The sequence below is a fragment of the Halorhabdus amylolytica genome, assembly GCF_004944975.1.
In the GTDB taxonomy this organism is placed as follows: Archaea; Halobacteriota; Halobacteria; order Halobacteriales; family Haloarculaceae; genus Halorhabdus; species Halorhabdus amylolytica.
Window position 1 is genome coordinate 361,252 of sequence record NZ_SPQG01000001.1, and the last position, 26,097, is coordinate 387,348.

At 62.6% G+C, this 26,097-nt stretch carries 25 protein-coding genes and 3 pseudogenes; 15 read left to right on the forward strand and 13 right to left on the reverse strand.

All coding sequences use genetic code 11. The features are described from left to right. Positions 1 to 38: 38 nt before the first annotated feature. The 3 genes from E3374_RS01815 to E3374_RS01825 all read right to left on the reverse strand — a co-directional run bounded on the left by E3374_RS01815 (position 39) and on the right by E3374_RS01825 (position 3,424). A complete protein-coding gene (locus E3374_RS01815; protein WP_136687118.1) occupies positions 39 to 2,219 on the reverse strand; it encodes an amino acid permease in 2,181 nt (726 codons plus the stop codon). 6 nt (positions 2,220 to 2,225) lie between these two features. Continuing rightward, positions 2,226 to 2,636: an NAD-binding protein gene (locus tag E3374_RS01820; RefSeq protein WP_136687120.1), complete on the reverse strand. Its 411-nt coding sequence runs from the start codon at positions 2,634 to 2,636 to the stop codon at positions 2,226 to 2,228. Positions 2,637 to 2,956: 320 nt separating this feature from the next. Beyond that, the gene (locus E3374_RS01825; protein ID WP_136687123.1) at positions 2,957 to 3,424 is read right to left on the reverse strand and encodes an Lrp/AsnC family transcriptional regulator; all 468 of its coding nucleotides are present in this window, start codon (positions 3,422 to 3,424) and stop codon (positions 2,957 to 2,959) included. A gap of 144 nt (positions 3,425 to 3,568) precedes the next feature. On the opposite strand from E3374_RS01825, the gene aspS reads away from it, so the two are divergent. Beyond that, complete coding sequence (gene aspS / locus E3374_RS01830) at positions 3,569 to 4,873, forward strand: aspartate--tRNA(Asn) ligase (protein WP_136687125.1); 1,305 nt, start codon at positions 3,569 to 3,571, stop codon at positions 4,871 to 4,873. Between the two features lie 150 nt (positions 4,874 to 5,023). On the opposite strand, the gene E3374_RS01835 is transcribed toward aspS, so the two are convergent. Together E3374_RS01835 and E3374_RS01840 are read right to left on the reverse strand one after the other, a co-directional pair. Then, on the reverse strand, positions 5,024 to 5,545 hold the full coding sequence (locus E3374_RS01835) for a hypothetical protein (protein ID WP_136687127.1): 522 nt from the start codon (positions 5,543 to 5,545) through the stop codon (positions 5,024 to 5,026). Next, on the reverse strand, positions 5,542 to 5,844 hold the full coding sequence (locus E3374_RS01840; protein ID WP_136687129.1) for a UPF0175 family protein: 303 nt from the start codon (positions 5,842 to 5,844) through the stop codon (positions 5,542 to 5,544). The genes E3374_RS01835 and E3374_RS01840 overlap by 4 nt, the downstream gene beginning before the upstream one ends. A gap of 95 nt (positions 5,845 to 5,939) precedes the next feature. On the opposite strand from E3374_RS01840, the gene E3374_RS01845 reads away from it, so the two are divergent. The 8 genes from E3374_RS01845 to E3374_RS01880 all read left to right on the forward strand — a co-directional run bounded on the left by E3374_RS01845 (position 5,940) and on the right by E3374_RS01880 (position 12,361). Continuing rightward, positions 5,940 to 6,824 (forward strand): pantoate kinase, encoded by an 885-nt coding sequence (locus E3374_RS01845; RefSeq protein ID WP_136687131.1) that lies wholly within the window; start codon positions 5,940 to 5,942, stop codon positions 6,822 to 6,824. Positions 6,825 to 6,859: 35 nt separating this feature from the next. Continuing rightward, positions 6,860 to 7,621 carry a 4-phosphopantoate--beta-alanine ligase gene (locus E3374_RS01850; RefSeq protein WP_136687133.1) on the forward strand — a complete coding sequence of 254 codons (762 nt, stop codon included), beginning with the start codon at positions 6,860 to 6,862 and terminating at the stop codon, positions 7,619 to 7,621. Between the two features lie 73 nt (positions 7,622 to 7,694). Next, positions 7,695 to 8,351 carry a chemotaxis protein CheC gene (locus E3374_RS01855; protein ID WP_136687135.1) on the forward strand — a complete coding sequence of 219 codons (657 nt, stop codon included), beginning with the start codon at positions 7,695 to 7,697 and terminating at the stop codon, positions 8,349 to 8,351. Between the two features lie 72 nt (positions 8,352 to 8,423). Next, positions 8,424 to 8,657, forward strand: coding sequence for a hypothetical protein (locus tag E3374_RS01860; RefSeq protein WP_136687137.1), 234 nt, complete (start codon positions 8,424 to 8,426; stop codon positions 8,655 to 8,657). A gap of 163 nt (positions 8,658 to 8,820) precedes the next feature. Beyond that, complete coding sequence (locus E3374_RS01865) at positions 8,821 to 9,441, forward strand: trimeric intracellular cation channel family protein (RefSeq protein WP_211194897.1); 621 nt, start codon at positions 8,821 to 8,823, stop codon at positions 9,439 to 9,441. A 98-nt stretch (positions 9,442 to 9,539) separates the two neighbouring features. Continuing rightward, complete coding sequence (locus E3374_RS01870) at positions 9,540 to 10,469, forward strand: sulfide-dependent adenosine diphosphate thiazole synthase (RefSeq protein ID WP_136687141.1); 930 nt, start codon at positions 9,540 to 9,542, stop codon at positions 10,467 to 10,469. 82 nt (positions 10,470 to 10,551) lie between these two features. Next, entirely contained in the window at positions 10,552 to 11,436 is an 885-nt protein-coding gene (locus tag E3374_RS01875; RefSeq protein WP_136687143.1) for an NAD-dependent epimerase/dehydratase family protein, read from the forward strand. 145 nt (positions 11,437 to 11,581) lie between these two features. Further along, positions 11,582 to 12,361 (forward strand): DUF7001 family protein, encoded by a 780-nt coding sequence (locus E3374_RS01880; RefSeq protein ID WP_136687145.1) that lies wholly within the window; start codon positions 11,582 to 11,584, stop codon positions 12,359 to 12,361. 62 nt (positions 12,362 to 12,423) lie between these two features. Here the strand turns inward: E3374_RS01880 and E3374_RS01885 are convergent, their stop codons facing one another. The 3 genes from E3374_RS01885 to dcd all read right to left on the reverse strand — a co-directional run bounded on the left by E3374_RS01885 (position 12,424) and on the right by dcd (position 14,680). Beyond that, positions 12,424 to 13,089, reverse strand: coding sequence for a class I SAM-dependent methyltransferase (locus E3374_RS01885; protein ID WP_136687147.1), 666 nt, complete (start codon positions 13,087 to 13,089; stop codon positions 12,424 to 12,426). Position 13,090: 1 nt separating this feature from the next. Continuing rightward, complete coding sequence (locus E3374_RS01890; protein ID WP_136687149.1) at positions 13,091 to 13,984, reverse strand: thiamine-phosphate synthase family protein; 894 nt, start codon at positions 13,982 to 13,984, stop codon at positions 13,091 to 13,093. Between the two features lie 108 nt (positions 13,985 to 14,092). Further along, positions 14,093 to 14,680 carry a dCTP deaminase gene (gene dcd / locus E3374_RS01895; protein ID WP_136687151.1) on the reverse strand — a complete coding sequence of 196 codons (588 nt, stop codon included), beginning with the start codon at positions 14,678 to 14,680 and terminating at the stop codon, positions 14,093 to 14,095. A gap of 128 nt (positions 14,681 to 14,808) precedes the next feature. Here dcd and pth2 point away from each other — a divergent pair, with 128 nt between their 5' ends. The 3 genes from pth2 (at position 14,809) to psmB (ending at position 16,680) form a co-directional block, all read left to right on the forward strand. Beyond that, positions 14,809 to 15,147, forward strand: coding sequence for a peptidyl-tRNA hydrolase Pth2 (gene pth2, locus E3374_RS01900; protein WP_136687154.1), 339 nt, complete (start codon positions 14,809 to 14,811; stop codon positions 15,145 to 15,147). 94 nt (positions 15,148 to 15,241) lie between these two features. Further along, the gene (gene psmA, locus E3374_RS01905; protein WP_136687156.1) at positions 15,242 to 15,979 is read left to right on the forward strand and encodes an archaeal proteasome endopeptidase complex subunit alpha; all 738 of its coding nucleotides are present in this window, start codon (positions 15,242 to 15,244) and stop codon (positions 15,977 to 15,979) included. Beyond that, entirely contained in the window at positions 15,976 to 16,680 is a 705-nt protein-coding gene (psmB, locus tag E3374_RS01910; protein WP_394347448.1) for an archaeal proteasome endopeptidase complex subunit beta, read from the forward strand. Before psmA ends, psmB begins: the two co-directional genes overlap by 4 nt. Positions 16,681 to 16,746: 66 nt before the next feature. On the opposite strand, the pseudogene E3374_RS01915 reads toward psmB, so the two are convergent. From E3374_RS01915 to E3374_RS01925, 3 genes and pseudogenes are all read right to left on the reverse strand, one after another. Further along, positions 16,747 to 18,312, reverse strand: a pseudogene (locus E3374_RS01915) (amino acid permease); the annotation flags it as partial. After that, positions 18,305 to 18,690 (reverse strand): annotated as a pseudogene (locus E3374_RS01920) (potassium channel family protein); the annotation flags it as partial. The pseudogenes E3374_RS01920 and E3374_RS01915, both read right to left, overlap by 8 nt. A gap of 600 nt (positions 18,691 to 19,290) precedes the next feature. Further along, positions 19,291 to 19,725, reverse strand: coding sequence for a universal stress protein (locus E3374_RS01925; protein WP_136687160.1), 435 nt, complete (start codon positions 19,723 to 19,725; stop codon positions 19,291 to 19,293). 261 nt (positions 19,726 to 19,986) lie between these two features. Between E3374_RS01925 and E3374_RS01930 the strand changes: the two genes are divergently transcribed. Then, positions 19,987 to 20,730, forward strand: coding sequence for an Lrp/AsnC family transcriptional regulator (locus E3374_RS01930; RefSeq protein ID WP_136687162.1), 744 nt, complete (start codon positions 19,987 to 19,989; stop codon positions 20,728 to 20,730). 98 nt (positions 20,731 to 20,828) lie between these two features. On the opposite strand, the gene E3374_RS01935 is transcribed toward E3374_RS01930, so the two are convergent. Together E3374_RS01935 and E3374_RS01940 are read right to left on the reverse strand one after the other, a co-directional pair. Beyond that, positions 20,829 to 23,252, reverse strand: a complete 2,424-nt coding sequence (locus tag E3374_RS01935) for an amino acid permease (protein ID WP_136687164.1) — start codon at positions 23,250 to 23,252, stop codon at positions 20,829 to 20,831. Positions 23,253 to 23,688: 436 nt separating this feature from the next. Then, positions 23,689 to 24,072 (reverse strand): annotated as a pseudogene (locus E3374_RS01940) (APC family permease); the annotation flags it as partial. Between the two features lie 109 nt (positions 24,073 to 24,181). Here E3374_RS01940 and truD point away from each other — a divergent pair. Beyond that, positions 24,182 to 25,540: a tRNA pseudouridine(13) synthase TruD gene (gene truD / locus E3374_RS01945; RefSeq protein ID WP_136687166.1), complete on the forward strand. Its 1,359-nt coding sequence runs from the start codon at positions 24,182 to 24,184 to the stop codon at positions 25,538 to 25,540. Between the two features lie 94 nt (positions 25,541 to 25,634). Beyond that, entirely contained in the window at positions 25,635 to 26,036 is a 402-nt protein-coding gene (locus tag E3374_RS01950; protein ID WP_136687168.1) for a helix-turn-helix domain-containing protein, read from the forward strand. The last annotated feature ends 61 nt before the right edge of the window (positions 26,037 to 26,097 follow it).

Below are 26,097 nucleotides of genomic sequence, written 5' to 3' on the forward strand. Positions count from 1 at the left end.
GTAGGCCGATCGTCCGAACACACCGCGTGTACTGACGATCAGTACACGACGCGCTGGAGGAGACGACCGATCAGTCCGGGCTGTCCGTCGCTTCCCGGGTGCAACACGAGAGCGTTCCCGCGCTCCGCGACGTCGACCCCGGGACCGTCACGCAGGACCGCGCCACCGGTATCCGCAACGACCACGATGTCAGCGTCCTCCGTCGCACGAACGAGTGCGGCCGCGTCGTCGTCGCTCTCGACGATCGCCGATTCGGTCAAAACCGAACAGAGATCGGCCATCTCGGCGTGATATTTGTCGACTGAATCACGCCGTTCCTGCGTCGCATCCGGTGTGATCCCGTGGACGAGTTCGATCGTCGCGTTACGGGCCGTCGCGAGTAGGTTCGCTATCCGGACCTTCTCGGGATCGAACGGCCCGCCGTCGTCGACCAGGGCAATACGATCGATCCCGTCGAGGCTCTCGGCGTCGACTCCCAGTACGTCGAACGAGCGGTTTGGCCCGAAGATGACGTCCGAAAGTCCCTCGGTGAAGGTCGGGCCGGATTCGTCGACGACGACCAGATCGTAGCCGTGGAGGTCGGCGACGTTTGCCACTGTCCGGTCGACGTCGTGGCTGACGATCTCGCCGTACTCGACGGGGACGCCGACATCCTCTGCGAGCGCAGCCGTCCGTTCCTCGAATACCTGATCAGCCGTCGAGAGCGTTGACTCGGCGTACGACAGCGGCGTCTGGTCGGGCACCTGATCGAACTGGACGACGGTCACTGTCCCGTCCCGGGCGCGAGCAACCGGGATCGCCACGTCCAACAGTCGTTCCTCGGCGGCCGCCGTCGTATCCTCGGTGAGAGCCACGAGCACGTCTGACTCATCGGCGTCGTGACAGACCGACCGGGTCTCCTCGACGGCCCGCCGGTCGATATCACGTCGAATCGCGTCAGTGAGTGCGCCTTCGCGGGCCACGTTGCGGTGAGCGTACGCAAAGTACCAGCCGACGCTGCCGACGATGATCACGATCGCACCGACGAACGCGATCAGCCCCATCTGGGTGAGCAAGACGAGTCCACCGACCACGCCAAAGCCCTGCAGCCAGGGGTACAGCGGGGACTCGTAACTGGGATCGTAGGCGATGTCGCTCTCCCGGAACGCGATCAGGGCCACGTTGATCAGGACGAACACGAGGATCTGGAACGCGCTCGCGAGTTTGGCGATGTCCATGATCGGAACGAACGCGATCAACGCCAGCATGACCAGACCGGTCAGCGTGATCGCGGTGATCGGCGTTCCGAACCGGTCGCTGACCGTCGCGAACGTCGGCGGTGCGAGGTCGTCGCGACTCATCGCGAAGGGATACCGCGAGGAAGAGAGCAATCCGGCGTTTGCAGTACTGATCAACGCGAAGATCGCGGCGACGATCACCGCGATGACACCGGGCGTGGACATCGTTGCCTGAGCCACGTCAGCGACCGGCGTGTTCGACCCGACGATCCCCGCCGGATCGACGCCGACGATCACTGCGACGACGAGCACGTACAACAACGTCGTGAAGGCAAGCGACCAGATCATCCCGCGCGGGATGATCCGGTCGGGATCCTCGATCTCCTCGGCGACACTCGCGATCTTCGTCACCCCCGCATAGGAGACGAAGACGAATCCTGTCGCCTCAAGGATACCGCCGGCTCCCGAGCCCAGGAACCCGTCGAAGGAAGCAGTTTGAATCGAGCCGAGGCTGCCGCCGACGAACCAGGCCATCGCCGCCAGCATGACGCCGACGATGATAACCTGCAGGCGCCCGGTCTGTTTGGCCCCGAGGAGGTTCACGAGGATGAGTACGGCCGCAAGGGCCAGTGCCACCGGCTTGATCGGCAATTCGAAGTACAGCAACAGATACGGGACACCGCCGACGAGTGCCAGGGCACCCTTAAACGAGAGAGCAAACCACGTTCCGATGCCCGCGATCGTTCCGAGTAGCGGTCCCATCCCACGTTCGATGTAGAGGTACGTCCCGCCGGCTTCCGGCATCGCTGTCGCCATTTCGGCCTTGCTGAGAGCCGCCGGTAGCACGACCAGTGCGGCCAGGACGTACGCCAGTACCACTGCTGGACCGGCCATCTTCAGTGCGAGCGCCGGCAGGATGAAGATACCGCTGCCCACCATCGCACCGATACTTATCGCCAATACTGACAGTAATCCGAGATCTCGTTCGAGTTCTTTCGGCATCGTAGCTTAGAGAGGTTCCAGCGTTTCCTGGACGGTCCGGTCGTACAGATCCACGGGAGTGATTGTTTCCGTCGCGATTCCGTCGAAGGCAACTTTCCGGTCTGCATCGTTGACCCGAGCGATGACGGCCTCGACGTCGTGGCCGACGCGGAAGTGCTGAGCGATGAGCAGGTTCGTCGAATCACGGTCGGTGGCGACGATGGCGACGTCACCTGACAGTTCATCGTCGCCGAGACCGGCATCGAGCGACGTTACGTGTGTCGAAAGTCCGGCCCGGTCGGCCAGGCGATGTTGCTCCCGACGGTCCGTGACAAAGACAACCGATCGCGACTCGTCCAGTCGTTCGGCCAGTACTCTGACATCGCTCGTCGTGCCGACGACAATGACCTCACTCGGTGCCGCCCCTGGTTCGGTCATCCTGGCGAGCACGCTCCTGGGAGGCCCGACGGTTCGGTGACCGATACATCTCCGCGATCGAACACGACAGCCGTATCGTAGTGATCCATACATCCACCCATTATTCACGGAGCGCCATAAACTAGGCGGTTATATTGACGTTCCGTCAATATATGATGGCAAATATGGCCCTTTCGCGTCTAAAGATGGTTAGAGAAGATAAGATACAGTCCATCTGTAGTCGATCTCTGGACGATCCGGAGGGCCGGTCCATACCGACCGTCCGCTATCCGCAGTCAGGGCAGGATGGCGAGAATAGCCAGGAGAAGCCGCTCAATTAGTTACTCCTCAAGGGCGAATCCTTTGAACGGCGTCTCGTATTCGTTGCGGATGATGTCCTCGTCCTCGATCGTGAGCCCGATTTCGTCGAGTTCGCGGCCGATCCGGCTCAGGTCGTCACCGTCAAGGCCAACAGCCTCGATGTGGATGTTTCCGACGCCGGTCATGACTTCCCGGACGGCGACGACACCGTCGACCTCCTGGGCCCGTTCGGCGAGTTCCTCACGGTCGGGGACGGGTGCCGTACAGATGATCAGCGTGTGCAACTGCAGGCCCGTGCTCTCGTAATCGACCTCGGTGTGGTAACCCGCGATGACGCCGTCCTCCTCGAGACAGTTGATCCGGGTCCGGACAGTGCTCGGCGCGACGTCCATTCGCTCGGCGATAGTACTCGTCGACATCTTACGGGCGTCGTCCTGGAGTGCATACAGGATCGCTTTGTCGAGGTCGTCGAGTTCGTGAGCGGCCATTGGGGATCATTGCGCCACCCGGAACAGAAACGTTGTGGTCCAAGCGTCCCGGGCGGGAGAGGATAGTCACCACCTGATCAAAGAGCGCCCGTCGGAAAGGAGAATAAGTGGAGTTTAATCCCCAGCCCGAAAATGAACCGACACATGCACGATCGAACGTACGCCGCAGACGCCGAGCCGGGTGACACCGCAACTGTCGCCGGCTGGGTCCACGAGATCCGGGACCTGGGTGGTATCGCCTTCCTGATCCTTCGAGATACGACCGGGAAGATTCAGATCAAAATCGAGAAGGACAATCTCGATGAGGACCTCGTCGAGACAGCCCTCGACGTTCACCGCGAGAGCGTCCTCCGGGTTGAAGGCGACGTCGAAGAGGAAGAGCGCGCGCCGACTGGCGTCGAGATCACGCCCGAGGACATCGAGGTGATCGCCCCCGCCGATCCCGAACTGCCGCTCGATCCGTCCGGGAAAGTCGACGCCGAACTCCCGACGCGACTGGACAACCGGACGCTGGACCTCCGCAAGCCCGAGGTGAAGGCCATCTTCGAGATCCGCGCCGAAGTCCTGCGATCCGTCCGGGACGCTTTCCGGAGTCTGGACGCCACGGAGATCAACACGCCGAAGATCGTCGCGACCGGGACCGAAGGCGGGACGGAACTGTTCCCGATCACCTACTTCGGCCAGGAAGCGTTCATGAACCAGAGCCCCCAGCTGTTCAAGCAGCTGATGGTCGGCTCCGGCTTAGAGCGGGTCTTCGAGATCGGCCCGATCTTCCGCGCCGAGGAGCACAACACGCCCCGACACCTCAACGAAGCCACTTCGATCGACTTCGAGTCGGCCTTCTACGATCACACCGAGGCGATGGACGCCTGTGAGACGGTCGTGAAAGCTGCCTACGAAGGCGTCGCCGAGAACTGCGCCGAGGAACTTGAAACGCTCGGGCTGGATGAGACGTTCACGGTCCCCGAGGGCGACTTCCCACGACTCACCTACGAGGAAGCCATCGAACGGATCAACGCGACGGGCGAACTTGACGACGTACTCGTCTGGGGCGACGACCTTCCGACCGAGGGCGAACACGCTCTGGGGCAGGAAGTCGGCGAGCACTACTTCATCACCGACTGGCCAAGCGAGATCAAGCCCTTCTACATCAAGGATCACGACAACGATCCCGAACTCTCGACGGGTTTCGACATGATGCACCCCTCGATGGAACTCGTCTCGGGCGGCCAGCGTGAACATCGTCACGACCACCTCGTCGAAGGGTTCGAACAGCAGGGCCTGGATCCGGGTGCCTTCGAGTACTACACCAAGATGTTCAACTACGGCATGCCGCCCCACGCCGGCTGGGGACTGGGTGGCGAACGGCTCGTCATGACGATGCTCGGCCTGGAGAACATCCGCGAGGCGGTCATCTTCCCGCGAGATCGGCAGCGTTTGTCGCCTTAGGCGAGGCCGAACGAAATGAGGCCTCGAAACGCGAGCGGGAGCGAAGCGACACGCGAGCGGCGACAAACCTGCGAGCCAGCGAGACGAACGAAGTGAGTCTCGCAGGATCGCCAGCGACTCTCTCCGTAGCGTCGCTCGATCTCACAGCGGTCAGAGATCGCCGATCGCCTGCGCCCGCAACTCGCCCGTCAGGTGTAAGCCGTGGCTGTCGATCCGGCGGACGATCCGCTTGGCCTGTGTTGTTTTGAGGTACTTGTCCTCGCTGGCGGCCCGGACGACGGTTCCAAACGTCCCGGTCACTGTCGCGCCAAGTCCCTCGGCAACCGTGCGCAGGCGACGGTCGTCGACGACAAGCCCGATCGTCGGTTCGTCCGCCGACGACTCCTCGTCCATGGCCGCCAACACCGGCTCCAGCAGACGGCTTTCGATCACCGGCTCCGCGACGCCGACGATCCTCGTCGCCTGCCCTTCGTGCTCGGTGTCGACGGCCTCGCGGGTCGCTGCGCCGTCGGCGAGCAGCTTCTCCATGTTGGTCTTCGCCGGTTCGGTCGAAACCTGCTCGGCGACGATCTCGGGGACGACGATCTCGCCCTCGAAGGCACCGAGAAGATCAGTCTCGCCGACCGTTCCGAGCGCGGTCAATGGAGCCGGTCCCACATAGATTCGGGTCATAGGTCCGCCGCGGCATCGACCTCGCGTTCCAAGTCCTCGCGAGTCAACTGGATAGTCAGATTCCGCTCGCGCGCAACTGCCAGCCACTCGGCGACGGTGACGTCCGCCAGCCGAGCAGCCTCGGCGAGGCCAACGTCGCCCGACTGGTAACGCTCGACGGCGACGCGAACCCGCAGGTCCGAAAGGCCCTCCCGCAGGGCCTTCCTGATTGTCGTGCTTCGATCCTCCTCCAGAAGATCCGCGACTGATTCCAGTTCTGTCTTCTCCGCCTCGGAGAGACGGACGCTGACTGACGGCATGTATACGGCCGAAGACAACGTAAACACACATCAATCTGGCGACTTTCCGGGCGCATCCCGAAGGATTCTACCGGGAGGGCGTCGAATCCCCAGTGATGACCGACGAGGCGACGGCGTTCGTCCCGGGCCACGTCACGGGCTTTTTCACCGTCGATCGAACCGACGACCCGACGACGACGGGGTCCCGTGGCGGTGGCCTGACACTCACCGACGGAGTGCGGGTGACGGTCCGACCGGCCGAGGAGACGACAGTCGTCTTAGAGGATGTCGGCGTCGAGATCGATGCCGTCGATCGGGTGCTTGACGCCCTCGGCGTGGAGGCGACGGTGATCGGCGAGACCGATCTGCCGATCGGGGCCGGCTTCGGCGTCTCGGGGGCGATGGCCCTGGGAACGGCGCTCGGGGCGAACGCGGTCTTCGAGGGAGAGCTCTCGACGAGCGAACTCGTGACGATCGCTCACGGCGCGGAGGTACAGGCGGGCACCGGGCTCGGTGACGTGGTCGCCCAGGCTCGCGGGGGAATAGTACTTCGACTGGAGGCCGGCGGACCGGGGACGAACGATCTGGACGGGATTCCGGCCCGACCCCCGATCGAGTATCTCACGCTCGACGAACTGGACACGGCCGACGTGATCGGCAGCGACACCGACCGGCTCTCGGCTGCGGGTGCCGACGCCCTCTCGCGAGTGGTGAACGAACCGACTGTCGAGCAGTTCATGTACGCTTCCCGGCGGTTCGCCCGTGAGGCCGACCTGTTGACGGCCGAGGTCCGGAACGTGATAGAGGATGTGACGGCTGCCGGGGGTGAAGCATCGATGGCGATGCTCGGCGAGACGGTGTTCGCGGTCGGTACCGGCCTCTCCGAGGCCGGATACGACCCCGACGTCTGTCGGGTCGATCCGACCGGCGGGACGCTGGAAGTCGAGAACGGCGAGGAGCAGGGCGAACTGCTAGACGATCCTGACGGGAACGAACAGTAGCGACGTTTTTCACCCCCGAACTCCGATCAGGATCCATGAGCGAGGTCGACGTTCCGGACAGTCACCCGCGTTACGAGTCGCTGTTGACCCGGCACCGAATCGAGGAAGGCGTCGAGAAGGGCATCACCAGCCGACAGGGGCTGATCGCCCAGGGTCGCGGGGAGGCCTTCGACTATCTGCTCGGCGAGCGGACGATCGACAGCGCCGAGGGAGCCGAGCGCGCCGCGGCTGCCCACCTCCTGCTGGCCGATCACCCCGTCCTCTCGGTGAACGGCAACGTCGCGGCACTGGTCCCGGCGGAAATCGTCGAACTCGCCGAAGTGACGGACGCCGACCTGGAGGTGAACTTGTTCAATCGGACGGAAGAACGGATCGAAGCGATCGCTGAGCATCTCCGCGAGCACGGAGCGGGCGAAGTGAAGGGACTGACTGCCGACGGCCGGATCCCGGGACTCGATCACGAACGCGCGAAGGTCGACGCCGACGGGATCGGCGACGCGGACGTGGTCGTGGTGCCGCTGGAGGACGGCGATCGAGCCGAAGCCTTGGGAGAGATGGGCAAAACCGAGATCGTCGTCGACCTGAACCCGCTGTCGCGGTCCGCACAGGTTGGGACCGTCCCGATCGTCGACAACGTGATCCGGGCGGTCCCAAACATAACGGCCCACGCCCGCGAATTGCAGGGGCAGCCGGAGACCGAACTCCGGACGATTGTCGACGAGTTTGACCCGGACACCGCTCTCGAAGCCGCCGAACGGGCGATCCGGGATGGCGACGTCGACATCGGCGAACAATAGCGTCCAGTCCGAGCCGGCATCGGGTCGGCGCGACGGCCGGTGTGTTTAGGTGGACGCGTGCGGAAGGGGACGTATGAGTCTGGAAGTCGACGTGCGGAAGCTGGACCTCTTCAACAAGATCGCCAGAGAGGGATCCGAAACCGTCTCGGACCACCTCGATCAGATGGCCGGCGTCGAGACCGAGATCGCCGTCTCGAAGATCAACTTCCTCGATATCGAGGACGTCCGGACTCACATGGGCGACGGCAAACGCGTGGGCATTTACGTCGAACTCACCGAACCGCCATACGGGTACGTCCTTTTCATGCTCGGCCCGACAGAGGCCAAACAGCTGGCAGGGATGCTCGTCGGCGACGTCGGCGACGAGGGGAGCGAGGGAGAGGGATTCACCGACATGGAGCGCTCTGCAATCCAGGAAGTCGGCAACATCATGACGAGTGGATACATCGACGGCTGGGCGAATGTACTGGATACCACGATCGGCATGTCAACGCCGTCGTTCGCATACGGGCCGGCCGGTGGCATCGTAGACAAGATGGGCGGGTGGCCGGACGAAGACATCGCATTCGTGATCGACTCGAAGCTCACTGCCAGCCAGGGTGACGTCGCGCTGACGATCTACACGTTCCCGAAGCTGGTCGAACTGGTCGACCTCATTCAGGACATCGACGTCTCGACAGTCGTCGGGGAGGACACGACCCCTTCCTCGGACATCGCCGACAACGCGTGAGAGGATCTGTAATTCGTCCGACCGGATTCGAAACCGACAACCGGATCGTCACCCTAGGGCTGTCAGTCCCCGATGCCCCCTACCCGTAGCGATTCCGAGACCTGTCCCGTCTGCGGCGAACCCTACGACCAGCGGATCGTCGTCGCCCGCGGCGATCAGTGGGGTGACCTCTACGCCGGACCCCCGCTCTCGTTCTTCCGGAAGTACCGCCGGCGGTGTACAGCCCGCGAGGACGTCGAAACCGGCGAGACACTCGCCGAGAGGGAACGTGCCGTCTACTTTCACGGCAAACGACACAGCTACTGACGACCGCGACCGTCAGCAGCCGATGACGACCGCGACCGTCAGCAGCCGATGACGACCGCGACCGTCAGCAGCCGAAGCGGAGCCTTCAATGGGGCCGCCTCCCTGGGCATAGGCAGTGCTGGTCGAACTCCTCGATGCTTCGCTGCTGGACCCCTTCGCGGTGATGAACACGGTTGGTCTCGTCGCGTTCGCCCTGGTCGGGGCGGCCAAAGGCATCCGTGAAGAGTTCGACATCTTCGGTATCGGCGTGGTCGGGCTAGTGACAGCTTTCGGCGGCGGTGCGACGCGGGATGTGCTGGTCGGGCGGACACCCCTGGCCTTACAGAACCTCGGCGAAATGGGGCTTGGCGTCCTTGGGGTCTCGCTGGCTCTGGGGCTGAGTGTCCTACTCCAATCGCCGGACGAACACCCGATCACGCTCGTCGCCGACGCGATCGGGCTGGCCGCGTTCGCGACCGCTGGCGCGATCGTCGCGACCGAGGCTGGCGTCAACGCCTTCGGCGTCGTCACCGTCGCGACGATCAACGCCGCCGGCGGGGGGGCCTACGCTGACGTCCTGTTGGATCGCTCGCCGTTCATCCTCTTTGATGACTTCTACGCCAGTTGTGCGGTCCTGGGCGGGACCACCTACTGGCTGTTGACGATACTGGACACGTCGGCCAGTCTCACCGCCGCCGGTTGTGCCGCGATGGTCGTCGGGACGCGCCTGCTTGCGGTCAACTACGGTTGGGAACTCCCGACAGCCCAGACCCTCGGACTCGCCCGGAAGCGGATCGGCGAGTAGGAACGCAGTGCTTGCTGCAATCACTTCCTCGAACATCGACGAGAACTATCTCCGCCATCGAAACACACTTCATTAACCAAGTGGTACCACTTAGTGGTATGAGCGACGCAAAGTTCGACCAGTTCAGCGATGTCGGCGAGGCGGAGGTAACGCGTGCGATCGGCCAGGAGTGGACCGAGGAGTTCATGGACTTCTCCGACAGCGACGTGATCATCGTCGGGGGCGGCCCGTCGGGGCTGATGGCGAGCAAGGAACTCGCCGAACGGGGCGTCCAGACGATGGTCGTCGAGAAGAACAACTACCTCGGCGGCGGGTTCTGGCTCGGTGGATTCCTGATGAACAAGGTCACTGTCCGGGATCCCGCCCAGCAGGTGCTCGACGATCTCGACGTCGATTATAAGCGTTCCCAGGACAGCGAGGGACTGTACGTCGCCAACGGTCCGGAGGCCTGTTCGGGCCTGATCAAGGCAGCCTGTGACGCGGGTGCGAAGATGCAGAACATGACGGAGTTCACCGATATCGTGATCCGCGAAGACCACCGCGTCGGCGGGATCGTCATGAACTGGACGCCCGTTCACGCACTGCCCCGCGAGATCACTTGCGTCGACCCGATCGCCGTCGAGGCCGATCTCGTGATCGACGCGACGGGCCACGACGCGATGGCCGTCAAGAAACTCGACGAGCGGGGCGTTTTGAACGCGCCGGGCATCGAGGATTCGAAGACCAACGCCGGCATGGACCAGACCGACGAGGACACCTACGGCGCGCCCGGCCACGACTCGCCCGGCCACGACTCGATGTGGGTCGGCGAGAGCGAGGACGCGGTTGTCGAACACACTGGTCTCGTCCACGACGGTCTCATCACGACGGGCATGGCCACGGCGACGACCTACGGCCTCCCGCGGATGGGCCCGACCTTCGGTGCCATGCTGCTGTCGGGCAAACGCGGTGCCCAGATCGCACTCGACGAACTCGGCGTCGACGCCGAGCCGGTCGACATGACGACGCAGGCACCCGCTGACGACTAACGCGATCAAGTGCCCTCCGTACGGCTCCGCCCGCAGTCGCGGCGAGCAACGACGTTAACACGGCCCCGGACGAGCAATGGACATGAACGTCCTCGTCACCGGCGCGACGGGTGGCATCGGAAGCTGGGTCCTCGACAGTCTCGCGGCCGACGGCCACGCTGTCGTCGGCGTGGACCTGCGTCGGCCATCAGGCGAGCGTACCAACGCGCGCTTTCTCGCGGCCGATCTGACCGATCACGGCCAGGCACGCGAATTGATCCAGACGACCCGGCCGGATGCAGTGGTCCACTGTGCGGGCATCCCCAGAATGGGTGAGCGCCCGGGAACGGAGACGTTCCGCGTGAACGCGATGGCCGCTTACAACGTGTTCGTGGCCGCTGGGACCGTCGACGCCGACGTAGTCTACACCTCGAGTGAGAGTCTCTACGGGATGCCCTACGCCGACCCGCCGTTCCTGCCGGACTATCTGCCCATCGACGAAGCGCACCCGAAGCGCCCGGAAGACCCGTATGGCATCTCGAAGTTCGTGAGCGAACACCTCGCTCGCATGGCCGTCCGGAAATACGATATCTCGGTCGCCTCGCTGCGGCCGTCGTGGGTGAACTACCCCGGCGACTACGACCTGACAGCAGTCCGTGACGGGTTCGACCCAAAGACGGCAGACCGATCTGGCAACTTCTGGTCGTATATCGATATCCGTGACGTCGTCTCGCTCGTCGAGGCGGCGCTTGAAGCCGATATCGACGGCCACGAGGCCTACCTCGCCGTGGCGGCGGAGAACTACCTCGGTCGACCGACGACCGAAACCATCGAGACAGTGTTCGGTGACCTGCCGGACCGCTGTGCGCTGGAGGGCGAGGAAGCCGCGTTCTCGACCGCGAAGGCCCGGACGGATCTGGGCTGGGAACCCGCTCACTCCTGGCGTGAGGCCGAGGACCAAGAGCCCATCGGTCCGGCGTTCGTCTGACAGGAGCAGTCGTCGGTTCCGGACCGAAACGACGCAACCACCCCGCCACGACGGACCGTCGGATCGAATCGATCGCGTCACGCGCCCCTGAGAGAAATGATGGCCGGTCCGCAACTCGTTTTACCGAGTGGTACCACCTTTAAATATGGTCGAAGAGGTCACCTTATATCGGGCACCGACGACGGAAGCGGATGCCGATTCGATCGCCGAGTGGCTGGCCGAACGGGTCGATGCCAGCGTCAGCGTCCGGGACCGATTCCTCTCGCGATTTGCCGACGACGCCCTCCCAAAGGCGTTCGCGGCGGCCAGGGTGCTCGACCCATACGATCCCGAGACGGGTAACACGATGCTCGGGATCGTCCGCTACGAGCAGCGCGTACTCGAACATCCCGAGCGGGCTGGGGGCGTCCTCTACGACGGTCTGGCTGTTCAGCAGGCACTGTGGGGCCGGCTCCCAGCCGAGGAACGCAGTCTCGACCATCTCCACGTCCCGTTGGTCGATCGCGTCCTCGGAACGTGGGGCGATCACGATGGGCGCTGGCACAAGCGCGTGAACGTCCTCGGGCAGCCGGCACTGGTGTCAGTCCCCGGGCTCTACGAGGCCCCAGCAAAACCCGAATACTACTACAAGGAACAGCAGAAACACGCCATGCTATCGGGAGATACGCCGCCACGGGAAGTACTGGAGAACGAAGTCGAGGGCGAATTCCTGGTCGCGGACGATCCCCGGACGACCGAGGCACTGTGTGGGTACGCCCTCCAGGCCTACCACTACCTCGAAACGGGTGAAGAATTCTGTGAGGAACCCGGTTGTCGGCTCTCGAACCCGCATCGTCAGCCGGACGTTATCGAGGCACAGCTCCGCGATCCGCCCTTCTGTGACCGTCACGCCGAACGCTATGCCGTCGGAACGGCCCACCCCTGAGACGACAGTCACCCCGATAGGGCGGACAAGCGTTCCACTCCGTCGCTTCCGAAGACCGGCAGTTACGCGAGTCGCCCGGCGGTCAGACGGAGAAAGCCGAACCCGAACGCCACCCGGTTCGACTCTTTGGCGAGTCGCTCCACCTCGCTGTGTGCTGTTCGGACCCGCCGCCCGAGTTCGATCGCAGGAGAGGCCGGTGTGGTCCGGCTTGCTGGCGCAGTCAGGCGCGTGAACGCCCGAAATACAGCGTTCAAAGGTATCGCTGCCGGTCGATCGCTCGGCCCGGCGTCCAGCAGCGCGATCCGACCAGCCCCTCCAAGCAGTCGGAGCCATTCTTCGACGACCGCATCCGGGTCGTCGAACATGCCCACGACGAACGACGCGAAGACGGCGTCGACGTCGCCGTCGATCGGCGGGGCTGTTGCGTCGCCGTGAACGAGGTGGACGTTCTCCCATCCACCACGCTCGATCCGCTCGCGGGCGTAATCGAGCATTCCCGACGTCAAATCCAGACCGATCACCTGACCCGAAGGTCCGACGCGTTCACGGAGCAACGGCAGGTTCGCGCCGGTCCCACACCCCATCTCGACGACTGTCTCGCCGCCCGCGAGATCAAGGGCGTCGACCGCCCGGCGACGCCACCCACGGACGGGCGGCGCATTCCCAATCAGATCGTACGGACCCGCCCAGCGATCGTAAAACCGCTGGATCGGCCCGACGTCGGTCATGTCAGACGAGGTCCCGCGCACGCGAGGCGACCGTCGGCGCGTCGGGACCCAACAGGTAGACGATCGGTTCGACGCCGAACCCGCCGGTCTGGTAGAGGACATCCGCCTCGGTCACGCCATCCGCGTCAGTGAGGGCAGTTCCAAGAGCCGCATCAGCGTCGAATTCGACGGTCGCGTATCCCGCCTCGTCCAGCCTCTCGATCAGTTCGGGCTCGTAAGCGACGTTCAGCATCGCCCGGGCGTCGTTGCCCTGCTCGCGTGCGGCCAGCAACATGCCCGCGACGTGTTCGCTGACACCGAACTCCGGGTCGCCAGGAACCGACGCGCGTCCTTTCACGTCGAGGATCCGACCCGGAACGGCCGCCACGTCGTCGATTCCCGCTGCCTCGGGGAGACACTCGACGAGGTTCGCGCCGACCGCAGGGATCAGCCCGGCGAACCCGCTGGTATTCTCCAGTATTCCCAGTCCACGGCGGACCGACGAACGGACTCGCTCGGACTGGCGGACCCGACTCTCGGGGTCGTGGATCGCGATCGGTCCCCCATGTTCCGCAAGTGGGGGGAACGCTTCTTCGTGAAGTTGGGCGAGCAGATCTCCCTCCTCTAGCTGGCGAACGAACACTTCCGCCTCCGCGAGCGCCTGGGTGCGACTGATCTCGCCGTCGGCCAGCCCGTCGGCCAGTCGGCCGACCAATTCCTCGAGGCGCTGGTCGGCCAGCAGTTCCTCGTTGCGCTCGACCTCGCCGTGGGCGTACTTCGAGACAGCGCTCTGGCTGATCCCCAGCAAGTCGGCGACCTCACGCTGAGTGAGGCCCCGATCTCTGAGACGCTCGGCGAGCAGCGAGCGGAAGGTCGGCAGGAACTCCTCGACGACGATCTCCTCGATGAACTTCATCGTCCACCCCCGACGGTGTCGACGCGTCCCGTCGTGACCCGCCCCGTCATTGCTCGCCTCCGAACTCGTACTCGTTTCTCGCCGACTGTCTGTCGACAATGAACGTCGTCATTGTTCGCCTCCGAACTCGTTGTCTCCCTGTATCTTCGAAGCCTGTGGCCCGGTCTGGTCCTGATACTTCGAACCGCGGTCGACGCCGTAGGGGCGTTGGGCCGGCGAGGTAAGCCGCGTAAAGATGACCTGAGAGATGCGCATGTCCGGCGTCAACGAGACCGGGGCGGTTCCGAGGTTCGAGAGTTCGAGCGTGATTTGCCCGCGGTATCCCGGGTCGATGATCCCAGCTGTCGCGTGAATGACAACTGCAAGTCGGCCCATAGAAGATCGACCTTGAACGTGGGCGATGAGATCGGGTGGGATCTCGACGCGTTCCTTGGTTGTCCCGAGTACGAAGTCGCCGGGATGGAGAATGAACTCGCCGCCCTCTTCGACGACAGTCTCTTCGACGTACTCGTCGACCTCCTGTTCGCTGTTGGGGTGGATGCAGGGAATGTTCGTCCGCTGGAATTCCAAGAACTCACGGCCGAGTCGCAGATCGATACTCGCAGGCTGGACCTGCAAGTCGGGATCGTCCAACGGCTCGACGACGAGATCGCCCGCCTCCAGACGCGCCAGGATGTCCCGATCGGAAAGGATCATATCGACCTCTGAGTCCGGGCGCGAATAAAACACCACGGTTATTCCCAGCCGATCGACGCCCCGCGAGGCTCGAAACGTCGATTCGGAGGATAGAAAGGTAGTTACAGACGCCCCCCGTCCGGGGATCTATGAAACAGGCGATCGTCGCGCGGGCCGACCTGAACATGGGCGCAGGCAAGCTCGCCGCCCAGGTCGCCCACGCCTCGCTTTCGGCCTACGAGGACGCCGATCGACGGGATCAAAGCGAGTGGAAAGGAGAAGGCCAGAAGAAGATCGTCCTCCAGGCGGACGGCGAGTCACAGCTGTTCGAACTGGCCGACGTCGCCGAGCGCGAGGGGATCGCCCACGCGATCGTCCGGGACGCCGGTCACACTGAACTCGAACCGGGCACCGTCTCCGCGCTGGCGATCGGGCCTGCGCGCGACGATCTGATCGACCGCGTAACCGGCGACCTCCCGCTGTACTGACCGCATCGGCTCGACCGCTTTCAATCCCCCTACTTATCTCTTACTGAAGCCTTTATGTAGCACGTGCCCTAACTCGCAGTGAACGCACGAGACTATGCAAGGAAACCAGCAACAACAGGCCTACGATCGCGGAATCACGATCTTCTCGCCGGACGGTCGGCTCTACCAGGTCGAGTACGCACGCGAGGCCGTCAAGCGCGGCAGCGCGAGCGTCGGCGTTCGGACCGAGGAGGGTGTCGTCCTGGCGGCGGATCGACAGACTCGTTCACCCCTGATCGAGCGCGATAGTATCGAGAAGACGCACAAGATCGACGACCACATCGCCATTGCCAGTGCCGGTCACGTCGCCGACGCGCGCAAGCTCATCGACTTCGCGCGCCGACGCGCCCAGGTCGAGCGCCTGCGATACGACCAGCCGATGGGCGTCGAACCGTTGACGAAGGCTATCACCGACACGATTCAGGATTTCACCCAGACCGGCGGCGCACGCCCGTTCGGCGTCGCGCTGATCGTCGGCGGCATGGAGGACGGCGAGCCCCGTCTCTTCGAGACTGATCCCTCGGGAACGCCCTATGAGTGGCAGGCGCTGGCGGTCGGCGGCGGCCGCGAGGAGATCCAGACGTACTTCGAGGACAACTACGAGGACGGACTGACCTTAGAGCAGGGCGTTGGCCTCGCGCTGGAGGGCCTCGCCGAACCCGACGACGGTGGGCTCAACCCCGACGGTGTCGACCTCCAGACTGTCGACGAAGAGGGCGTCCTGGGCGTGAGCCAGGACGTAATCGAGGACCACCTCGAAGAGCGCGACTTGCTCGGAGGTGACGACGAATGAACCCCGACCTGAACATGAACCCCCACGACGACGGAAGAACCGATCCCTACTCACCGGAACTCGGCGAAATCACAACCGAAGAGAGCGACAGCGAGAACGTGACGAAGACCGGCACGACGACCGTCGGTCTCGCCACGGACGAGGGCGTCGTGATCGCGACCGATCGCCGGGCGAGTCTCGGCGGTCGGTTCGTCTCGAACAAGAACGTCGTCAAAGTCGAGGAGATTCACCCGACGGCGGCCATGACGCTCGTGGGCTCGGTCGGCGGCGCCCAGTCGTTCATCCGGACGCTACGCTCGGAGGCTAGTCTCTACGAGACGCGCCGGGACGAACCCATGAGCATCAATGCCCTGGCGACGCTTGCGGGCAACTTCGCCCGCGGTGGCCCGTTCTTCGCGATCCACCCAGTCCTCGGCGGCGTCGACGACGAGGGCACCCACGTCTACACGATCGATCCCGCTGGCGGCGTCATGGAAGACGACTATGCCGTCACTGGCAGCGGAATGCAGGTCGCCTACGGGACCATCGAGGGCGAATACGATCCGGACATGTCTGTCGAGGATGCACGCGAACTCGCAACGAAAGCGGTCCAGGCCGCAAGCGAGCGCGACACCGGCTCCGGCAACGGTCTCGTGATCGCCGAGATCACCGACGAGGGCATCGAGATCGAGGAGTTCGACGCGCTTGAGGACGCGCTATAACGCGACGAGATCCGGTTCCGTTTCTGTCGACACGGACTGTGGCCCGCCGAAGTGGCTCTGTGCGGATCACGTTCGTTCGTTGCGCAACCACCGCGTGAGACGTGAGACGAGTCCCAGGTTCCGTTTCGCCATGATGACTGTACTCTCGGCGCCCCGACCGACAGTCTCCGGGATCGCGCCGAAGACGAGCTGTGAGAGCAAGCTCTCGCGGGACGAGCCGATCACTGTCAGGTCGTGGTCGGCCGTCCGCTCGACGATCGCCTCGGCGACGGCGTCCGATCCGACGACTGTCGTCGAGACGACCAGCTCGCCATCGTCGATCACTGCCCGGGCGCTCTCGAGGCGGGTCTCGGCATCCCCTTCATCGTCGTCAGGTGACCGGACATAGAGCAACTCGATCGCGGCGCCGGTCTCGCGGGCGATCGCGGCCGCGACCTCGGCCGCGAAGGCGGCGTGTGGTCCGCCGGCGGTTGGAACAAGGATCGAGTCGATCTCGCCGGCGGGGCCGATCCGCTCGACGAGGACGTCACAGTGGCCGTTGAGAACGACGTCGTCGACGTTACTCCCGAGGACGTAATCCGTCCGCCGGCCGCGGCTCCGCCACCCCATGACGACGAGGTCGACGGCGTGTTGCTCGATCGTGTTGTGGATGGCCCGGGAGACGTCGTGGCCGATCCGGATCGTCCCGTTGACCGGCAGGTCCGGCGCTGTCCGCTCGACGTAGTCGACCGCGTCGTCGATCAACCCGCGCTGCTCGTCGACGAACGCCCGCCCCTCCGAGAGCGGGGTCTGGTGGGGGACGGTGACGACGGTCATCACTTCGAGTTCGGCCTCGCGGTCGCGAGCCATGTCGATCCCGGTCCGGAGGAGCTGGGTTGCGTTGTCCGGGTTGGCGATCGGGACGAGGACGCGCTCCTCGCGCTCGACCGGCGCGCGCTCTTCGAGAACCGTGGGCGTCTCCGCTTCGCGTTTCTCGGCCTCTTTCGGCCGGGAGTAAGCGTAATAGACGACCAGTCCGAGCGTCATCCAGACGGCGGTCGCACCCAGCGCGAAGAGGCCGTGATTGCTCGTCCCGATTCCGAAGGCCTCCAGCCCAAGCGCGTAGACGAGAAACGGCAACAGGAGCACCTGCAGTCCGATCCCGATGAGGGGCGGCCACGGCAGGTACGGGACTTCGTAGGTGCGTGGCAGGTCCGGGTGGGTCTTGCGCATCCTGATGAGCGTCCAGTTGACCTGGACGAACAGCAGGATGAACATGATGTCCGCCGATGCGGCGACGGCCTCGATCGGCAACGCGACGGCCATGACGGCGATGAACACGGCAGACAACAGGATGGCCCAATGGGGCGTCCGCCGTTCGGCGTGGATCCGCTGGAAGATCCGCGGGAGTGCGCGATCCCGCCCCATGGCGAAGGACACCCGCGAGGAGGAGTAGACTGTCGCGTTGAGCGCGCTCATCGTCGCCGTCAGCCCGGCGAACAGCAACAGGACGACGCCGTAGGGGACGAACTGGCCGGCGGCCTCGATGATCCCGAGTTCACCGAGTCCGCCCAACAGTTCCCAGGTCGGGACGGTTGCCGGCGTTCCCGTGACGCCGGTCGCGCGCTCGACCAGATGGGTCGTCGGCTCGATACAGATACTCGGCGATCAGTTGCTGGGGATTCTCCATGGTATTGACGCCGATTTGCTTGAATAGATCCATGTGGTTGGGGTTATGTACAACCGACAAAATCGCGGGGATCTCAAACTCTTGGGCTAGCAGGCAAACCATCACGTTCGTCGCATCTTGATCGGTGGTCGAAATAATAGCGTCAGCTTGCTCTGCTCCGGCGTCCTCGAAGGTGTTTTTGACTGTGGCGTCAGCCGTGAGCACCATACAATCAAACTCGACCGCGATCTCGTCGGCCTTCTCTGAGTCCTTTTCTATCAGACAACTTCGTTTCCTGAGCGAGTTGCGATGTCGATCAGAGGTGTTCCGATATCGCCTGCGCCGACGATGATGATATACATGTTGCTGACTGGTTCTAAGAGGATCGACTGCCGGTATTGGAGTCTACTACTGACTGTTCGACGGGTCCGAGGAACTCCCAATGAAGAGATTCAGAGCCGCCCACGTGGTTCTCAATCGTCACATTGTAGAGGGTGGGTTGGTTCGAATCTGGTAGTTCTTGGACGACGAGAAATCCATCATAATGTGGGTCAAGACGGACAATTTTACCGGGAGATTCTTCTCGGATACGATCTGCTGTCTCCTGTTGATCCTCAGTTAATTCCATGATGACCTCCAAGTGTGTACACTCTACCTTCAGCACGTGAGAGCGGGCCAGCAACACTGTCCGGTCCTGGTTGATTGGAAATATCTATCGTCGGCCGGTAACCAGTCCTAGCTTCCATGCAATTTCTCCCACTGTTCGACACATTCTTCGCATAGGTACCCCGTGAATCCATCAACCTCGTACCGCTCCGTCGGTTTATCAGCCCCACATCGTTCACATTTCATGGGTTATCGGTTATGGACAGGGCGTTTCCCAACCCTGGACACCAACGCCCAGTGATAGCAACGATCTGTATCGTGTGTGGCTGTTTGGGCACTCTTCATCGTATCCGACATTACGCTTCATCTCCCGTGGAGAATGCCACAACAGGATGGTGACTTTCCGTGACCAGTCGGTACGAGGTATTTTCGGTCAAAAGCTGGTGGAGGCGGTTTTTCGGGCGAGGGGAGAACCCGATTGCCGATACCTCAAGTTCGTCAGCGGCGGCGACGATCTCTTCGATCGTATCGGACCCATAGCGGAGTTCACGTCTGATTTCGGGACCATCTTCGAAGTAGTCCTCGACATAGTCGAACAACTCTTGGGCTTCTTGTTCGAGGGCTTCGGGAGAGGCTGGGTCCAAATATCCATCTGTCTGTACAATAACGTGGACGATCGTGATCGTCTCGACCCCAGAATCGAGGTACTGATCTAGAGCGTCACACGTCTGTTCCGCATCATCCACGTTTGCAACAGGAACAAGGAGGTGAGTGAAGTCTGGTTGGCTCATTGGTGATCAACAACTGGTATCGTCGTTCTTGGTGTACCCATACACTCGAATCAAAAATATATTTGGGTAATTCGATTGGTTCCGTTATATTAGGGTGAAGAGATTACGATTCGTTTAACCACGTGATCTTGGACCCTTCTCCGCTAAGACGGGCATTGCCTGACCAAAACTGGCCATCCCACCGTGTGGATTGACTGCCAGAGAGCGGAAACTGGAATCCAAATATAAACCTAAATGGCGTTCCGCTGGCACGGTATAAATATGGGAATTGGGATCGATTCAATCGATAAACGAATCCTGTACCACCTGGCCAGGGAAGCCCGACACACGTCCGCTCCGGATATTGCGCAAGACGTGGATTTATCGGCACCTGCTGTCCGCAACCGGATCAGTCGTCTCGAAGACGCTGGAGCTATCCAAGGGTATCATGCTCACATTGATTACGGGAAGGTCGAAAGCCGACTGACGAACCTGTTCATGTGTAGTACCGCCGCCACAGATCGACAGCGGTTCGCTCAACGCGTCCTCGGTGTTCCCGGTGTCGTCCACGTGCGTGAAGTCATGACCGGGCGCGGTGATCTTCGAGTCAAAGCGGTCGGGTCCGATCAGGACGACCTCATGCGGATCGCACAGGATATCACCGCATTGGGCGTCGAAATTGACGACGAGGATCTCATCCACCGCGAGTACTTTCGTCCGTACGCGCAGTTCGGCCCCGAGGAACGAGACGATGTTTCACCAGTGACTGGCGTTGCGGATCTCGCCGGCGACGCGGACGTCGTCGAGATCGCCGTCGGAGAGAACGCGCCGGTCGCTGGACTTACCCTCAAGGAGGCCGGAGACGAAGGACTGCTGACGACAGATGTGCTGGTCGTGACTATAGAGCGCGGCGACCGAGCCATTACTCCGAAGGGCGAGACGACAATAGAGAGTGGCGATTTCGTGACAGTTCTATCGAGAACCGGCTTCTCTGACGAGACGCTGACGATGTTCACTGGCAAGTGATTCGCCCTCGAACAATGACAGAGTTCGGTGGCGAAATGAGACTATTGGCGATTGATCAGCCGGTGTATCCACCAGTTCTGCACGTGATCGACCGGTAATCAGCTATCTAAACCCGTCGCACGTGCTCCCTTCCCGATCCACTTGCGGAGAAACTCTTTGATCGCTGACGCTACTGGCCGGTGTTTCCGGACCATGAGCACCTCGCCATCGAAACCCTCCCCGATCGTTTCAGGAATGTCTCCGAACAGAGCACGCCGAAGAATTCCCTCTCCTGCAGCACCGATGATGATCGAATCATAGTCCTCCTCGCCAGCGTAGTCAAGTATGGACTGGACAACGTTCGATCTCGTTTCGACGGCGAGGTCGACAGCAATACCGGCGTCAGCCAGCGTTTCCTGTCTCCGTTCGAGGGACTCATACGCTTGTTCAGTGTCGCCTTCAGTTGCAACGTGGAAGAGCGTCACATCGGCGCCGTCTTCCGCATACGCCGTCGCGATGGCCGTCGCGAGATCCTCGTTCGGACCACCAGCAGTCGGAACAAGGACCCGTTCGGACTCCGTCGTGCCGTCGGTCTTCATGACGGCGACATCGCATTCAGCGTTCTCGACGACCGTGTCGATGGTCGAACCCAGCGCGTAGTCGGATACGCGCTTGCGCTGGCCCCGCCACCCGAGCAAAACGAGATCGCTGTCGCGCTGATAGGCGATGTTGTTGATACTCTTTGCGACGTCGTGGCCGATGGTGACGGTCTGGTGAACTGGAATATCGTCGGGCGCGTATTGCATTGCCTCTGCAAGCAGGTCGCGCTGTTCGTCCGCGTATTCTCTCCCCTCCGAGAGAGGCGTTTGGTCGGGGACGGTTGCAACACTGGTCAGCAGCACCTCACCGTCCTCGTGGCGAGCAATAGCGCTCGCTACGCGGATCAGTTGTTCCGCGTTTTCGGGATTCGCTATCGGAACCAACACCTGGTAGCCGCGATCTTCGGGCGCGCGTTCTTCGGCTATCAGACGGGTCTCCTCCTCGGCTTCGGTCTCCCGAACGCGACGTTGTGAGTACAGGAAGAAGATCCCAATGCCGACGAGGATCCACGCGATGGCTCCGTACCAGGCCAGCGGGCTGTAGTTGAAGAGGTAGACCGCAAGGGCGAGCTTCGTCAGGATTCCAATAATAGGGACGTACGGGAAGTACGGCATCACGTATCCGTAGTCGATCTGATCTCCCCACTTGCGCCGGATGACGATCGCGGCGTAGTTCACCTGGAGGAACAAGAGGAGAAACATCACGTCAGTCGCAGCCGCGACGGCTTCGATCGGGAGTGCGACAGCCATGAAAATAATGAGGCCACCAGACAGTGCGGTCGCGATATACGGAGTCTGTTTCTCCGGATGGACCTCGCTGAACGCGTCCGGGAGGACGTGATCTCGGCCCATCGCGAACGAGACACGTGTCGAGGAGTACGTCGTCGCGTTCAGTGCGGACAGCGTCGAGAACACACCAGCGACGAGAATGACAAGCGTCCCGAAGGGCATGATCTGGCCGGCTGCCCGCGCAAGCCCGAGTTCACCGAGATGGCCGAGGAGCTCCCAGACGGCGGCGTCTTCGATGCTTCCCGGGATCGGTGGGAGATTTGTCGCACCATGAGCTCCGCTGGCTGCCCCCTCCTGGGCCATCCCGAAGAGTTCAGGCGTCACTTCGACTGCGCCGATGAGAACGATCGCCACGAGCATGTAGATCGTGACGACCACCGACATCGAGTAGAACACCGCCTTCGGAACTGACTTCTTGGGATTGACGACCTCTTCACCCGACTGGACGATGATCTCGTAGCCCTCGAACGCGATGAAGGTCAACCCCATCGCGATGAACACGCCGCCGAAGTCACGCGGCAGAAACGGCCTGAATCGGTCGGTTGCCTCCGCCGGGTGCCCGAAGATATAGCCGAAGCCGAACGCGATGAGGACGATAATGACGGTTACCTTCACCATCGTCACGATGTTGCCGGCGAGGCCGGTCTCTTTGGCTCCACGATAGTTGATGTACGCGAAGAGCGCGCCCGCGAAGACGGCAAAGAGTTTCTCCGGGCCGAACGAGACAAAGAGGAGATCTACCGGTTCGAAGAGGTGGATGCCGAAATAGTCCGTCAGCAGCAGGTGGACGAATGCGCCGAACCCAAGCGTGTACAGCGATCCGGCGACTGCGTGAGCGAACCAGGACATCCACCCCGCGAGGAACGCCTGTGAACGACCCAGCGCTTCGCGCACCCAGAGATAGCCACCGCCAGCCTCCGGGATTGCGGAGCCCAACTCCGCATAGACCATCCCGGTGAAGATCGTGATGAAGCCGTTGAACGCGAAGGCTATCACGAGCCCCGGCCCGGCCTGTCCGGCAGCAAGCCCAGTCAAAACGAAAATCCCGGCACCGATCATGGCGCCGATACCGATCATTGTGATATCGAACAGCGAAAGATCCCGGGCCAGTTCGTCACCGTGGTCGTGTCCCGGGAGCCCACTCTCTTCACTCATCTGAATCCCTCCCGCTTTGGTCAGCTAGAGGTCCCTTGTTGTACGTTCCATCTGCGATGTGATCCACGACGTATTTCCCATGTATGACGGTGACTTGGAGGGCGACCCACGCAAGAAGGGTCAAGATTGCCCCCAGTACCAACGTGGACACCATGTCTATTCGTTTCCCCAAGCAGGTATTAAAAATTGCCATCTGAATAAGAAACTAGCTATTTAAAGTAGGTAGTTATTGTGGACTATCCTTCGGAAAACATTCTGTGAGGAAATGAGAAATCGCAGTGGTCAACAAGCTGCTGTGATGCACAACAGTCCAAAAACATCTGAAACCGTCAAATCTCATCGGTCAATGTGCACACGCGCTGAACGGCTGATTCGCCTTTCGCTGTATGAAAGAAAGGCACGCATGGAAATCATCCTCCGAAGTTGTGGTAACGTAAACGAGCAGTTCCGTCAGGAAGACGCCGAACGTGACGGCGTACAGCGAGCAAGCGACTGCGTGGGCAAACCAGCTCATCCAGCCGGCGAAAAAGCCGTTGGGGTCGACCAATGCCTCCTTGACCCAGAGATACCCGCCGCCGGCCTCGGGAAAGGCAGCCCCGAGTTCGGCGTAGGAGACGGCGGTGAACAGGGCGACGATCCCGTTGAGGACGAACGCGATCGTGAGTGCGGGACCGGCCATCCCGGCTGCAAAGCCCGTCAGCGCGAAGACGCCCGCGCCGACCATCGCGCCGACGCCGATGAACGTGATGTCAAAAAGGCCCATGTCCCGCGACAGCTCCGTTTCGACTGCCCCGGAGCTGTCTCCGGCATCGTGTGCCATACCGTCGAGGGTCGTCCGGCGGGACGAAAAAGCCACGGGTGGTCGCCGGTCCTCAGGACGGCGATCAGCACGTTCATGGTCGGCGACCGAATACGAAAGGCAACGTCGCATGCGCGAGGCACACCCTGTCGAACAAGCTGTCGGGATGGCATATTACGTCAGCGACAGCGACGGCGTCGGCGGGCAGCTCCGCCGCGAGCCGGCGGCCTTCGGCGTCCGTGAGATCGAGGCCTTCGACGTCGAGCCGATCGACGCCGAGCGCGGCGCGTACCCGCACGTCGTCTTCCGCGCCACGCTCGCGGGCTGGGACACCAACGACTTCGCGAACGTCCTCTCCGATCAGCTGGGAATTAGCCGCGAACGCGTCTCCTGGGCCGGGACGAAAGACAAACACGCCCGGACGACCCAGCTGTTCTCCGTCGCGAAGGTCGATCCCGCTGGTCTCGAAGCCATCGATCTCTCAGACGTCGAGATCGATATCCTGGGTCGGAGCGGCCGGCCGATCCTCTTCGGCGACCTGGCCGGCAACGCCTTCGAGATCGAGATCAGCGATCCCGACGCGCCCGGCAATCTCGATGCCGTCCTCGGCGGTCTCGCCGCGTTCGCCGGCAGCGCGTCCGGCAGTGGCGAGGACGACAGCTCGACCCGCATCGGCGTGCCCAACTACTTCGGCCAGCAACGCTTCGGCAGCCAGCGCCCGGTCACCCACGAGGTCGGCCTCGCGATCGCCTGCGGCGACTGGAAGGATGCCGTCCTCGCCTACGTCGGGAATCAACACGAACGCGAGCGCGAGGACACACGCGAGTCCCGGGCGTACGTTACGGAAACAGAGGACTGGCAGGGTGCACTCGATCGACTGCCCAAGCGCCTGGGCTACGAGCGGTCGATGTGCCATCGCCTCGCCGAGAACGGGGCCGAGGAGCCCGAAGACTTCCGGGCGGCCCTAGAGACCGTGCCGACGAACCTCCAGCAGTTGTTCGTCAACGCCGCACAGTCCTACGCCTTCAACCGGATCCTCTCGGCCCGACTGGAACGTGGGCTGCCCTTCGACGAGCCAGTCGCTGGCGACGTGGTCTGTTTCGCCGACAACGACGCCCCCGACGGCCTCGAACTGCCAGACACCGACCGGGTCCAGCGCGTGACTGCCGAGAACGTCGGGACGATCCGTCGCCACTGCGAGCGCGGGCGGGCGTTCGTGACCGCGCCGCTGCTCGGAACGGAAAGCGAACTCGCTGATGGTGAGCCGGGCGAGATCGAGCGGGCAGTCTTCGACGATCTGGGGATCAGTCCGACCGACTTCGACCTCCCCGGAGAGTTCCACTCTGAGGGGACGCGACGGGCGATCCTGTTACGGACGGAGCTCTCCGTCGAGCGTGAGCCGCTGACCCTCTCGTTTGCACTCCCGAAGGGCTCGTACGCGACGGTTGTCCTCCGGGAGATCACCAAGAGCGATCCGGCGGACCTCTGAGCGGTCACTTACCGTTCTCTGACATCTTTCTTCGCTCTATAGCGATTCGTAATTGAGCGAAACGCTCTTAAACGAATCAGTTGAAGAATACGACATGGGGGAACAACCGAGCGATCTCGAAACCGTCCGCAGTCGGCTCAACGTCGTCACTCAGGAGACGCGGTTCTCGTTGCTGCAGGACATTTTGGGCCATCCCAACGGGTTGCCGACGCTGAAAGAACTCGACTACGTCAATCCCTCGAAGAGCCGGACGACGATCCGTCAGCACCTCGAGGAACTTGTCGACGCCGGGATCGTCGAGGAGGTACTTCTTCCCGAGGACCGCCGACGCAACGACCGCCCCTACAAGTTCTACGGTCTCAGCGAGGAGGGACGAGCGTTCTTAGAGGAGCACAAACTGCTTCGGGCCGAAGACACGCTGCGGGAGATCTACAATCGCGTCGAGAAGACCGACGAGATCGAACGGTACGAGGGCGCGCCGCGACCCGAGTGGTGAGCGATTACATCCCGGATTCGACGTTCGACCCGGCGACACTGGCAAGTGGTTTTTACTTGTG